Raw genomic sequence first — 12,932 nt, 5'->3', positions numbered from 1 at the left:
TTCCGATCATGTCTTTTCTCCAAGAAATTCAAAGGTATATTTTTTCATCCGGTTAATTGCAAAAACTGCAAGAAGAACTAAAATACCCAGAAAAAACATATAGGAATGCGAGATTTTCGGGAGCAATGGATCATAACCCAAGTTATGTTTTCCGTATACTGCCTGGTTCAGAGGACTGATCCAGCAGATTAATACATTTACCTGATACATTTCGTATTTTTCTTTATGTAAAATTGCAGCCAGTACTTTCGGGTCCAATAAAAAACCAAAGACACTGTAAAGAAGACCAAAAATCATCCCCTTAGTCTTCCCTTTATAGAGATTTCCTACAAGGATTACAAAGCTTAAGGTCAGCGAATAACAAAACAGAAGGAAGAAAACCTGCAGCATACAGCCATAGGGTGAGATACTTTCCATGACCCTTACTGTAGAAGGGACCTGCAGGTTTTTTCCTAATTCTGAATAACCAAGCATGGCCGCAGTTTCGCTCCACAGGTTACCTGGATAACTCTTTTTCATACACAGCACGGCCGTAAATAACAGCATCAAAACCGTATATAAAACAGTCACAAGAATAACATAAATGAATTGACCTAAAAGCCATTTCCTCTTGGTTGTCCGGGTCAGCTGGTATGGAGTAATAGGTGTCATCTTTGGCAGGTCAGAAAACATAAGAAGCAAGAGCAGCGAACTGGACAGTACTGCTATCCCATCCCCAAATGTCCAGATAAATGGTTCAATGGCCTGTACCGGTGTATCGTAGGTCTCCATTACAACCATGATTCTGCCTGTAAGCAGGAAACTAAGTACAAATTCTAACAGAAATATAAAAATAACTTTTGGATTGCGTAAAAATCCGAAGAAATTGTACCGTACAATTCCAAATACCTGTCTCATGTCAGTAACCCAGATTCCGGTTTATGATACTGCCATCCACGGCATTAATGGTAAGGAAGCTTTCATTCGGATCTTTACTGGTATTTGATTCTGTTTCTCCGTTATATTCACTTTCTGAAGTCATGCTGCCGAAAAAATCCCAGACGGGGATCAAAATACCTGTGTGTGCGTCAGTAGACGGCTCATATATTCTGGCATAACCAAGAACGATCCGATCAATATTATAGACCCTGGAATTTTCATATTGCATATTATCAGCGTTTGTTACCACCATCATTTTTTCATAAATTTTCATAACCTCGCTGAATGAAAGAAGATTTAAATTCTCTGTCTTTATTTTACCAATTGTGTAGGGATTTGAATAAGTCATGCTTTCTATGCCATCTTTATCGACATAGAAACAGAGACTTTCATAAGACCATGTTTCCATTGTGCTGTCCATATCTTCCAATGCCCCACCGTCTGCAATTGTCTGAGTTACCGGCACACCATTTATGGTACGTGCATAATCAATTCTATATCCATTTCCAAAATTACCTGAACTATTATCGCCTTCAAAACTTTTGCACACCGCGTAATTCCAGTTAGAAAACTGTAAATCTGTGATGCCCATTTTTTCAACTTTTTCCTTTACAAGTTTTTTTGCTTCATCCAGGGACAGCCCGATAGATTCTTCTGTGGGTTTTTCTTCCTCTTCAGAATATCCGTAATCACACCACATTGCATCCTCCGGTATTTTTTCCCCTTTGTTTGCTGCTTTCTTGATCTTGACTGACAAGGTATCGGAGCCATCGGAAGATATTTTATAATAGTATTGTGAATCGTCTGGCATTTGTGCAATACAATCGAAAAAATTTCCGGCAACAGGTTTTGCCTCTGTCAGGGTTTTCTTTTCCGGAGCAGTTTCGTATTCCTGTTCCCATGTCTCAATATCTTCATAGATATCATAGACATAATTCCCATCATCATCTGTTCCATAGTTATACGGATCCAGGTTTCCGTTTGCAACGTCTTCTTTTAGTTCATCCAGAGTTTTTTTAATTTCATCCTTTGTCATCGCGTAATAACTATCCATGGTATAAAGTTTTGCCTCTGAGAAGAATGCGTTTGTAATACGGTCGAGAAGCTCCTGGGTAACTTCTGCCGCGGTGACAGAAATAGCAGATATCTTTTCCACTTCCGGAATTTCTACGCTTGCATCTGTATTTACCACGAGCTTGGCACTGTCATCTTCCACATGGCTTTTATAATTTTGAGGAGCATCAATGAGATTCCTGAGGGTTGTCTTTGACTCTGAACCGTCATCGTTCTTGCTTTCAGATGCTTCTCCTTTAGAACCGCTAACATCATCCGCTTCCGTATAAGCATCTACAGCCTTGCTCCCCTTCGGCTTTACCAAAGAAGAATCCGGGGTCTGTGCGCATCCTGTAAACATTCCAATACAAAGCACTATTCCTGCAAACTTTTTTATGTTTTTTCTCATTTCTGGTAATATCTCCTTTCTAAGGTTGTTATAAGTATATCATCGAGCATTACACCAAATCTTTCGCGATTTGTAACTGATATGTAAACGTTAGTGTGATTACCAGAAAACAGAGACGGTAGTTCCTTTTCCCGGATTGCTTTCAATCTTCAGTTGGAAATCGTGCAGTTCTATAATTTTCTGACATAAAGAAAGACCGAGCCCTACACTTCCTTTTGCCCTGGAACGAGATTTGTCTACCATATAAAATGGTTCCGTCACCATTTCCAGATCCTCTTTCGGTATTCCCTTTCCAAAATCCTGAACCATCAGATGGTCTGGGGTTGCCTCAAGCACAATTTTAGATTCTTTCCTGGAAGCTTTGACTGCATTATCAATTAGATTTGTCACTACACTTATCATTAAGTCCTGATCAAACTTCTTTACCAATTCTTTTGGTTCACAAAATACATCAAGAGAGATGTTTTTTTCTTGAAGCCTGCAATCAATAAGTTCTTTTACTTCTTTCAGGAAGTTATCCACCTGTATTTCAGCTGGATTGAATGAGTCTTCCGAAGCTTCGTAGAGTCCGGTTAATTCCAGCATTTTCATAGAAAGTCTTGAAAGCCTGCGACATTCATTTTCAATATAAATCAGAGCCTTCTCCTGCCTTTCCGGGGTTAGGCGCACAGTAAGCAATGTATCTGCATAGCCTATGATTGCAGTCATTGGGGTCTTCAGCTCATGAGCCAGACTTCCAATAAGCTGTTTTTGTGTCCGGTTTATGTTAGAAAGACCTTCAATTTGTTCTTTTATTTTACCTGTCATAAAATTAAAGGTTGCACCTACCTGCGCAAGTTCTGTATTGCCCTCTGACGGTACTTTAAAATCATAAATACCTTCAGAAACAAGAAGCGTAGCTTCTCTTAGGCTTGTAAGCGGTGCTGTGATTTTTCGAAGGCTCAAATAAAGGATAATTCCCATCACCACGATCAAAGATAAAGTAAATCCACCCGTCTGAAAAAACAGCAGATGACTTTTTTCTATTACATCTGTTATATCTTTATACGTAACAATCTGATATCCCATATTTACATTGCCATAGTAAAATAACAAAAGTGTCCTTCCATTTATCTGACTGACCATAGGGCCATGACCGTCACTGTTGCTGCCATGATCCACCATGTTTGCCTTACTTTCACATAATTCTCTTAACTTTTTTACATCGAATTCATAAACAGTTCCATTATAGGTCATTTTTCCATCAAGATATAAAACCGCGCTGTCATGAAAAACCTGCCGAAAAGCATAAGTAACTATTTGGGGGCGCATTTCGTTGTCGGCATTCTGTTTCTGATTGTCAGAAAGGCTTGTTTTATTTTCAAACTGTAAGATATTTGTTCTGAATATACTGCTTTCATAACTGTTGATATTCTGTATACTCTGATTTTTCCAACAATAAGTGGTATAGAGAAAGATCCCTGACGACACCAACAGAATGATACATGTAGTCTGAGCAAAGATCTTTATTAAGAGTTTCATAAATCCACCTCAAGTCTGTAACCGATTCTGGGAATTGTTTTAATCTTATCCTGCCAGCCAAGCTTTTTCCTGATACGACCCACATGTGCATCCACAGTTCTTGTTTCTCCGCAGAACTCTTCATTCCACAGTTCCTGCAGAATCTGATTCCTGGTCAGTGCTTTGTTCGGGTTTTTGGCGAACACCATGAGGCAGTTATATTCCATTGGCTTTAAATAGATTTCCATGCCCATTTTTGTAACAGTACGACTAGACGTATCAATGATAACATCACCAATTTGAATCTGTTCTTGTACAGTGCCATTACGTTCCAGTACCTTTTCAAGACGGACCATCACTTCCAGCATTTCAAATGGTTTTACAATATAATCTTCTGCACCGTCTTTTAATCCCTTTATCTTGCTCGCGATATCTCCCTTTGCGGTAAGAAATATTACGGGGATTTCATACTGCTTCAGTTTCGGTAACAGGCTATATCCGTCTCTTCCGGGAAGCATGATATCTACAAGTGCACACTGAAACGCATGATCTTGAATAATTGCTTCATATGCCTCATTTCCATCCAGATATCCTACTGTTTCATACCCTGCAATCTCCAAATTCATACATAGCAGGTCATTGATTGACATTTCGTCTTCTATCACAAGAATTCTTGCCTTCATAATTATTACCTCACATGTTTTTATAACTATCTTTTCACAGGTTAATTATACATTAAATTCTATATTGCAGTTGTAACTGATTTGTAACAGCAAAAAAGGAAACCAAAACCATTCTGTGAGAATAGTTTTGGTTTCCATACGTAGCCTGATTCCCCTCATTTACCTTTATCAGATCGTGTCATTCAAATCACATCCACTGATGATGCGATTCCATAAGTTCTCCCGCTTGTCCATTCCTTTGGTAAAATAGGGAAGTCTTTCCTCTTCCAGCTCTTCCAGACGAAGCACATTTCCATTCAGATAATTATCAATCCGGTATCCTGTACTTTTAAGTCTTGTAATTACGCCACCAATTTTTATATCCAGAATCTCATAACCAAATGGCTTTGCATCGTTCATCCAGATTTTTTCTCTTGATGATTTCATATCTGTCAGATTGCAGATGATTCCAGGAATAACATTCTGACTGATATCTTTCAACGCTGCTCTGTCCGATCTGTCATATGCTGATTTTATACACATGCCCAAATCGGCTTTATCAGCTAATACCGCCGCCAGTTTTTCATAAAATGAGAATAAAAGCTGATATTTTCCTGTTTTTTTTGCACATTCCTTCATACATTTCTGTATGTTTTGGTAGTAAGATTTTGTATTGACACCTGATTCTTTCACATGATAATCAAAAATGCCTAACATTGGATCCTGGTATAACAGATATTTTGAAGGATTTTGAGCCTCTTTATTCTCTTTCGTATTTAAAAATAAGGAATCAAAATTGTCAAGTGCCATAAAATCATCAAATTCCCCGCCTGTGCAGTTCCTGAACTCCTGCTTAAGGATTGTTTCGTCATAGTCTCTGTGAAAATCAAGGTGTGCAAAAAGTACAAGTCCCGGAAGCAAAGCATCCACCGGGGTTTCTGCACCATTATCCATCCATGCTGTACAGAGCACCTCTTTTATATTGTATTTTTTACAAGTAGAAAGAGCTGCTTTGGTACACGCATAGGTCTTAGAATAATTGGGGGAAATTCCGTTCCAAATCCAAGATCCTCCTGCAAAAATAACGTTATCCGAAAGCTGCGCATGGATATCCAGCATTTTTTCATAGGTTCTGGTATCAGCATGATAATAGTCCCAATATACTAATCCTAGATCTTTTTTCGGTTTTTCCCATTTGGAGCAGTCCGTGTTTTCGGGCAGATCATAGTATCCGCCTGTAGAATTTGCTGTAATGTACATGTCACTCCATATCATAGGCTTTAATTCTAATTTTCTGCAAATATCTACGACCCTGTTACAATGTTCCCTGATTATCAGTGACCCTTTTTTATATCCATTTTCTTTTAGATAATTTCCAAGTCCCAGCATGACAGCCTCATCCATTCCAAGATGTACCCTGTTGGTAGAAAAATTCTCCTTTACTGAGCTGAGCAGCTTTTCAATAAACTGATAAGTTTCCTCTTTTTCAGGCTGGAGAATGTCCGCAGAATCACGAATCTTATCCATTCCCGGCCACTTCAGCGCATTGTGCAGATGAGCCAGGGTCTGAATACACGGAACAAGCTCTACCCCAAACATGGAAGCGTAAGCATCCAGTTCTTTTATTTCGTCCTTGGTGTATTTTCCGCGATAAGCTCCAAAATAAGGCTGCCCCTCTACTTCATAGGTATCTTCTGTATAAAGCATGAGTACATTCATTCCAAGTTTTGCCAGTATCCTGATCAGGAATTTCACCTTTTCAACTGTAAATACAGCATTTCTGGAACAATCCAGCATAAGACCGTTTCTTTCAAAGCAGACATGCTCTTGATATTGAAATTCATCCTCTTCCATATGATGTATGGCATAATTAAGTGCCCGGTAATAATGAGATATTTCCCGACAGATGATATGAATCTGGTTTTTTCTTTTATTGATCAATATTTCTGGTCTGTCCTGAAATTTAACAAACAATTCTATGTTTTGGTTGAAACCGTCCTTTTCAGCCAGCAGTATTTCAGTACCTTTTTTAATAGTATTATATTCTTTCTTATCAGATGAAAAAACAACGTTCATACGTATTCCTCTTTATTTAGAAATTCTGCTCTTCTTAATAAATCAATCTTTTTAGCAGAGCATCCCCTGTCAATGTTCTATTTTATCCGTTTGTAAATAATCGGCTCATCATAACCAAAAGTTCTTTTCCCATTTACTTCCATGGACTCTGATACTTCCAATTGATTTTCAGTGAACTTTTCATGCAGAGAAAATTTCAATACGGGAGAAAACATACTTACACTTCCGCCTTCCCATGTATCACCTGATTTTCTGAAAAATGCAGGAGTAAATTTTGCAGAACACTTTAGCTGATCATAGTCGGCACCTTTGAACATTTTGTAAGTAAAATTCTTTTTATCATATCCTTCCGGTATCTCATAAGAAATAAGTTTTATTGAATTGCTTTCTTCCATGAAAAGAAACAAATGTGAAGAAGAGCGGGTAGTTCCCTGTACAGAATAATAGCTCTCTTCAATCATAAATACGCCTTCGAAACCATTTGGGAGATTTGTAATTCTGGAATTACATATTGTATTGATATGCTTTGCATATGGATACTGTGGATTTGTCTTACTTATTTTCTCAAATTGATCCTTATTATCAAATTTTCCATTCAACAGTGTAACAAAATTTATCAAGTCAGCCATGATCTTATGCCTCCATAATCTTTATCATATAGTTTTCATTCACTATACATCTTCCATATAAAAGAGTCCATGCACAAAATAAGGGAATATATAAACAAAATGCATCAGTTAACAAACATCGGCAGAGGGGCATATCATTGTCCAATTGATATGCCCCTCTTTGTCTGAATTACTGTTCCATTTTATAAATTTACGCATAATATTTCGTACCACACCCTGTTTCTATGGCTGAATCAGGCTAATAAGAACGTTACTGTTAATTGTGTTTATATCTACTTAAGGCACGAATCAGTTTTTCTGACTCCAGTGGTTTGGTAAGATAGTCGTCCATTCCAGACTTCAGTGCTTTAGTCTTATCTTCTGTAAAAGCATTGGCGGTCATAGCTATAATCACAACAGCAGATGCATCACTTCTGTTCATTATACGTATTTCTCTGGTAGCTTCCAGTCCATCCATAACTGGCATCATAATATCCATCAGAATTACATTGATCTCACCAACACCTGATTTTGCAAATGCTTCAACAGCCTCCTTGCCGTTTGAAGCCCTTATAATTTCTGCTCCTGCATTTGTCAGAAGGAATTCCGCAATTTCCATGTTCAATTCATTGTCTTCTGCCAAAAGGATTCTCATGCCTTCAATTGATACATCATCTTCCTGGCTTTCTGCCTGCTTCATATCAGCAGAAATAAGGAATGGAAGCTGTACCATGAATGTGGTTCCTACATTTTTCTCGCTTTCAAACTTAATTGTACCGCCCATTTTCTCTATTAGTTTTTTTGTAATTGGCATACCAAGACCTGTTCCTCCATAAACAGATCTTGCACCGCCTGTTTCCTGAGTAAATGGTTCAAAAATGTGATTCTGAAATTCTTTACTCATTCCAACTCCGGTATCCTTGCAGTGAAACTCAAACAGTATATGCCTGTCATCCACCTGTGTTTCATAATAGCTGAGCAGTATCTCTCCTTTTTCTTTATTATACTTGACAGCATTACTTATGATATTCATAAGGATTCTTTTTAAATGAACCGGACTCCCATTCAAATATCTGTATTCCAGATTGTATTCTTTTTCAGATAAGCTGATTCCACGTTCATATACCTGTTTTTCTATCACTTCTCTTATTTCATGCAATAGCCTGTTAATATCAAAATCCTTATTTTCCAGCACGATTTCCTCTGACTCTAATTTGCTCATATCAAGCACTTCATTAATAAGCTCCAAGAGGTATCCTGAAGCATCCCATATTTTCCTGCGGCACTCATCTTGCTTTTTTAAATCATCTTTATAATGATCAGCCACTTCGATCATGCCACGGATTCCGTTAATAGGAGTTCGGATATCATGGCTCATTCGCTGCAGAAATTCTGTTTTTGCATTATTTGCCATATCAGCTCTTTGAGCTTCTTGCAAAAGTTTCTGCTTATAGGCTTCTTCCTGCATCATCTGAATCTTCAACAATTGTGCTTTTGATCTCCTGCGGAAGGCAAATACGGAAGCAGCCACAAATATATACAACAGCAACACGACCAACAGGTTTTTAAAAACAGAAGCAAACGCCATCTGCTCATCTATAAACATATAAACATAGTAATCGCGTCCCTTAGTCATTCTGCCAATATATCTGCATTTTCTGTCTGAAACACGGACCAGTTTGTTAGCTGGTTTCTGTTTTACCTGTTGGATAATATGAATACCTCCAGAGCTTTGTCCGATCAGATCTTCGTCATTTGAAGCAACCACATTTTTTCCATCTGTTACAACGATCATTCCGCTGGAATATGTATCATAGCCACTAAGAAGGCTCTGGATCGTAAGATTATAGTTTCTGGCATACTCAGCCGATGTATGATAAAAAGTGATAATTATACCTTTTTCGTCAGAGCGTCCATATGCAGCCAGATCCACCTGTGACCCATCCTCAAGAACGATACTTGCAGCGTATGTTTTCTGGGGATGTGCTGCTACATCAAGTACTGTTTTCTTTTGAATCTTATCCTGTAAAGCCCTGGAATTAAGATCGTCTGTACTGTATTCACATTTTACCTTTCCGTTTACATCAAGTATAATAATTCCGGTAAGTTTCTGCTCCTCTGCATATGTTTTCAGCTTATCCTTCGTAACTTCATCCTTTGTATACGTCAGATTACGATTAACCTGCTGGGCATTTTCAATTGCACGCATTAAACCTTTTGTTTGGGATGCTTCATTATATCTGTTATAAATATAACATTGTTCTTTCACATATTTCAGAGTCTCGTCCATTTGCCTGGCAACTGCTTTTATATCGGTTTTTACAGAATAAACTATAGTTATCAGAAACAGAAGCAGTCCCGCCGTGATAACGATGATTTGAGTCTGCCGTCTGGACAGTTTAGTTATCTTCAATTTTATCCACCTCCAGATATCCACTGGTTTCGGGAAGATATTTTTTTAAAATTTTCTCTTCACTTCCATCTTTTCTCATTTCTTTAAAGACTTCTGTGAGTTTTTCCGGAAGTTCACTATCCGTGTTTTTAGGAAAAGCTACTCCAATTCCTGTAGTCAGGATAGCTTCGTCCAGGATTCTTATCTTTGCCCCGTAATCTTTTATATACTGTTGTATGGAAGTTTCATGAGCTGCTATGGCATCAACATAACCTTTTCCAAGAGAGGTAAAAAGCAGTTTTCGGTTTTCTAAACTATACACATCTTTTACCAATGGAATAGAAGGATTCATCCTGTTAAGAAAGATATCCTCAGGCTTTGTGGAAGCCTGTACTGCGATTACTTTTCCCGACAGATCACTAAGCTTCTTTATATTGCTGTTTTCATTGACTGCAACGACCTGCCGGCTCACCATATATGGACCAGCCCACTTATAATCATTTTCCCGGCCATCCATGGAAAAGCACCCCCATAAACAGTCTATCTCCTTATTTTCCAGATCTTTATCTTTATCATCCCATACAATCTTTGTAAATACCGGCTTATAACCAAGGCGTCCCAGAGCTTCATTTGCAATGTCAACATCAATCCCTGCCGGTTCTCCATTTTCATCGGAATAATTAAAAGGTGGAAAATCGTCACTTCCAATGATTATCTCTGGCATATTTTCCTGTGAAGATGTACTTTTCTGTGTTGTAATTGAACATCCTGATATCAGTAATACCCCAAAAGCAAACAAAAACGGTATTACTGCCATGTATTTAGATTTCATGCTATGTACCTCAACAATTTTCTCTGATTTTTTTGGATTTTACGTCATTATAATAACTCTGTTTATACTGGATTTACATAAAAGATATAATACAAAACATGCACAAAATTTTATATTTTCAAAAAGAACAGGTGATTTTTTGGATTATGTTATATGAACTTCATCCGGAATGGCGTTGCATCACTTTTAATCTGAAACTCCATCTTCATTTTTACTTTTGCCAGTTTAATTTCCGGTACTCCTTCAGAAATGGGCCTAAAAAAAGCCATAGATTTTCGATACCTATGGCGTGTAGATATAGGGAAGCGCTGCCTTTTTTATCGGCAGTGGAATGTTTTCTATTATTGCATATTGTTGAATTGGTATAATTACTATTCCTCTTCTTCCACCTCAGTAATAACCCCTAATTCGAGCAATGCCAATCCAACAAGTGAAAGAAGTGAAAATGTGTTCTCTCCCATGTATTTTTGTTGTTGATTATCATATACTTCCAATAATGTTGGTGCCAGATCATCCAAATCATATGGGTGAATGCCTAATGCTTCTAATCCATTATCCATTTCATTAATAGAATGAATGAGCCGCTTTTCCATTTCCTCTGTTTCGTTCGAGAATACCAGATTGATTGTTTTTAAATGCAGCTCTGTTTTGTCTTCACAGTCTGCAGTACATATTTCTCTTGCAAGAGCCGCTTTTGCATCCTTTCCCAGTTTAAATGACATTTCAATAGTATTGTCTTTCACGCATGACAGAAGATAAGCTTCTATTGCAGGATAACTTAATAACAGCTGTCCTTGATCTCCGGATTCAGTACCATAAGGATCTGTATATTTTTTAACATATTTCTTGCGTAACTCATTTCGTTGATAGCTAAGCACATCTCTGTCATATAAATAGAAAATAGGACAATCTTCTGGTTTGATATGAAATTCTTCTCTTAATTTGCAGAATAACTCGTCCATTGCCTCCTCTGTTAATTGCGTTAATTGATTTTTGGGTAAATTTAGCGCAAATACACGAAAGTTCGGATTTTGTCCATACCCAATAAATTCCTCACTGCCTCGTCTTAGTTCCTGAACTTCATATTCCAAAATATCTGCGAATATTTTTTTCAATAGCCTGAGTTCTGTACCACCCGTTTCCGGTCTTCCTCCCTCAACAACAAAAATCACATTTCCAATATTCTTCGTCTTATCAATTCTATACTTCTTCATATATTGGTAAACCCTCGAACATACCACCCAGATACATTTTTTCCAAATTTTGTGCTTCCCTTGGCTTAAACTGTGAAAGTCGTTTCACATTACTTCCTGACGTATTAAGAAAAGTAATCAGGTTAATCTGATCCGGACGGAATACTGAATTTGAAATCAGATTTGTATGATGAGATGTAATGAATATCTGAGAGTTTTTTGCATTTTCCATAAAAAAACTAATAATTTTTTCCGCTAATTTATTGTGAAAGCTATTGCCAAATTCATCAACAATCAGCATCCCGGCATTTTCTATCACTCTAATTAAATGAGGCAGTAAATCGGCAAATACCTGATTGCCCTGAGATTCGTTAATAAGTACATTTGGAAAAGGAAAACTCTTTCTTTTCAGGAAAACCATTTTATTGTCAGCACCAAGGGTCAGTTTCAATCCTGCTCCCTCACTTTCAGAACCATATTCCATAGAAAAATCATACTTAAACGCAGTAAGGTATTTATTTATTTTTTCAACACCAAACTCCTCTGCATATCTGGTTATCGTACTTCCTACCCTCGCATCCCAATTATACTCATCAACAATATATGAATTTTGTAAGAAATCCATAAGTTTTCTCAATGTAGGTTCCTGCGGGAAGCGGCCTGTATTAAATGACGCAGTTCGTAAGAATAATGTTTCACTGTCAACCTGATCATCTGTTGTTACACTTTGACCAATTCTTAATTCTCCTGTATTTCCCGTCCTTTTTAAAACGGTAATCTCGTCTATTTTCAGATTTTCCGAAATACTATTCGTCTGGATGTTATACTCAATCGCATATTCAACTTTTTTGCTTTCAAATATAAATTCATATTCGATTGTAATAATAGGATTATCTGAAAAAAGGCAACGATATCTATTGAACGATACTCCTTCCCCTTTTATCATTTTTATAATAAATGAAAGACCTTTCAATGCATTTGATTTTCCAGAAGCATTTGGTCCAATAAACAGTGCGCCTTTAAGAATTTCGCTTTTATATACGTTTGTTTTTCCAAGAATAGAATACTTAGATGCAGTTAAATCAATTTCTGTTCTTTCTTTAAATGAAAGAAAATTTGTAAGATACATTTTAGCCAGCATGATGTTTTCCTCCTTGATTTATATTTTACACACTATTTTTTATGCGTCAACACTTAATGCACTTTTTTTACTTATTAAAAGTAATTTTTTTACACTTCTTTAAAAATATACCCTTTTGCTCCCCAAAACAAAAAATTCCTGTTCAGTT

10 protein-coding genes are annotated in these 12,932 nt (G+C 37.2%); all 10 read right to left on the bottom strand.

Annotated elements, in window-relative coordinates:
* Positions 1-6: 6 nt before the first annotated feature.
* Entirely contained in the window at positions 7-897 is an 891-nt protein-coding gene (locus V9W66_RS19020) for a hypothetical protein (protein WP_055059988.1), read from the bottom strand.
* Position 898: 1 nt separating this feature from the next.
* Positions 899-2,380 carry a DUF6034 family protein gene (locus V9W66_RS19015; RefSeq protein WP_144094867.1) on the bottom strand — a complete coding sequence of 494 codons (1,482 nt, stop codon included), beginning with the start codon at positions 2,378-2,380 and terminating at the stop codon, positions 899-901.
* A gap of 99 nt (positions 2,381-2,479) precedes the next feature.
* Positions 2,480-3,616, bottom strand: a complete 1,137-nt coding sequence (locus V9W66_RS19010) for a sensor histidine kinase (RefSeq protein ID WP_243121789.1) — start codon at positions 3,614-3,616, stop codon at positions 2,480-2,482.
* Positions 3,617-3,897: 281 nt separating this feature from the next.
* The gene (locus tag V9W66_RS19005) at positions 3,898-4,563 is read right to left on the bottom strand and encodes a response regulator transcription factor (RefSeq protein ID WP_059085761.1); all 666 of its coding nucleotides are present in this window, start codon (positions 4,561-4,563) and stop codon (positions 3,898-3,900) included.
* Between the two features lie 168 nt (positions 4,564-4,731).
* Complete coding sequence (locus tag V9W66_RS19000; protein WP_144094863.1) at positions 4,732-6,618, bottom strand: beta-N-acetylhexosaminidase; 1,887 nt, start codon at positions 6,616-6,618, stop codon at positions 4,732-4,734.
* A 77-nt stretch (positions 6,619-6,695) separates the two neighbouring features.
* Positions 6,696-7,247: a hypothetical protein gene (locus tag V9W66_RS18995; protein WP_144094861.1), complete on the bottom strand. Its 552-nt coding sequence runs from the start codon at positions 7,245-7,247 to the stop codon at positions 6,696-6,698.
* A gap of 256 nt (positions 7,248-7,503) precedes the next feature.
* Positions 7,504-9,639, bottom strand: coding sequence for an ATP-binding protein (locus V9W66_RS18990; protein ID WP_144094859.1), 2,136 nt, complete (start codon positions 9,637-9,639; stop codon positions 7,504-7,506).
* Positions 9,626-10,342: a substrate-binding periplasmic protein gene (locus tag V9W66_RS18985; RefSeq protein WP_243121788.1), complete on the bottom strand. Its 717-nt coding sequence runs from the start codon at positions 10,340-10,342 to the stop codon at positions 9,626-9,628. The genes V9W66_RS18990 and V9W66_RS18985 overlap by 14 nt, the downstream gene beginning before the upstream one ends.
* Positions 10,343-10,821: 479 nt before the next feature.
* Positions 10,822-11,664 (bottom strand): hypothetical protein, encoded by an 843-nt coding sequence (locus V9W66_RS18980; protein WP_144094856.1) that lies wholly within the window; start codon positions 11,662-11,664, stop codon positions 10,822-10,824.
* Positions 11,651-12,784 carry an AAA family ATPase gene (locus V9W66_RS18975; RefSeq protein WP_144094854.1) on the bottom strand — a complete coding sequence of 378 codons (1,134 nt, stop codon included), beginning with the start codon at positions 12,782-12,784 and terminating at the stop codon, positions 11,651-11,653. The genes V9W66_RS18980 and V9W66_RS18975 overlap by 14 nt, the downstream gene beginning before the upstream one ends.
* Between the last annotated feature and the right edge of the window lie 148 nt (positions 12,785-12,932).

The organism is Blautia massiliensis (ex Durand et al. 2017) (assembly GCF_051861785.1).
Classification (GTDB): domain Bacteria; phylum Bacillota; class Clostridia; order Lachnospirales; family Lachnospiraceae; genus Blautia_A; species Blautia_A luti_A.
The sequence above is the reverse complement of the archived record's forward strand: the minus strand, read 5'-3'. Positions and strand labels throughout refer to the sequence as shown.

What these genes read in the sequence shown, in the direction of transcription:
- V9W66_RS19020 (WP_055059988.1), bottom strand. Translation starts at nt 897, where the DNA reads ATGAGACAGGTATTTGGAATTGTACGGTACAATTTCTTCGGATTTTTA.
- V9W66_RS19015 (WP_144094867.1), bottom strand. Translation starts at nt 2,380, where the DNA reads ATGAGAAAAAACATAAAAAAGTTTGCAGGAATAGTGCTTTGTATTGGA.
- V9W66_RS19010 (WP_243121789.1), bottom strand. Translation starts at nt 3,616, where the DNA reads ATGACCTATAATGGAACTGTTTATGAATTCGATGTAAAAAAGTTAAGA.
- V9W66_RS19005 (WP_059085761.1), bottom strand. Translation starts at nt 4,563, where the DNA reads ATGAAGGCAAGAATTCTTGTGATAGAAGACGAAATGTCAATCAATGAC.
- V9W66_RS19000 (WP_144094863.1), bottom strand. Translation starts at nt 6,618, where the DNA reads ATGAACGTTGTTTTTTCATCTGATAAGAAAGAATATAATACTATTAAA.
- V9W66_RS18995 (WP_144094861.1), bottom strand. Translation starts at nt 7,247, where the DNA reads ATGGCTGACTTGATAAATTTTGTTACACTGTTGAATGGAAAATTTGAT.
- V9W66_RS18985 (WP_243121788.1), bottom strand. Translation starts at nt 10,342, where the DNA reads ATGCCAGAGATAATCATTGGAAGTGACGATTTTCCACCTTTTAATTAT.
- V9W66_RS18980 (WP_144094856.1), bottom strand. Translation starts at nt 11,664, where the DNA reads ATGAAGAAGTATAGAATTGATAAGACGAAGAATATTGGAAATGTGATT.
- V9W66_RS18975 (WP_144094854.1), bottom strand. Translation starts at nt 12,784, where the DNA reads ATGCTGGCTAAAATGTATCTTACAAATTTTCTTTCATTTAAAGAAAGA.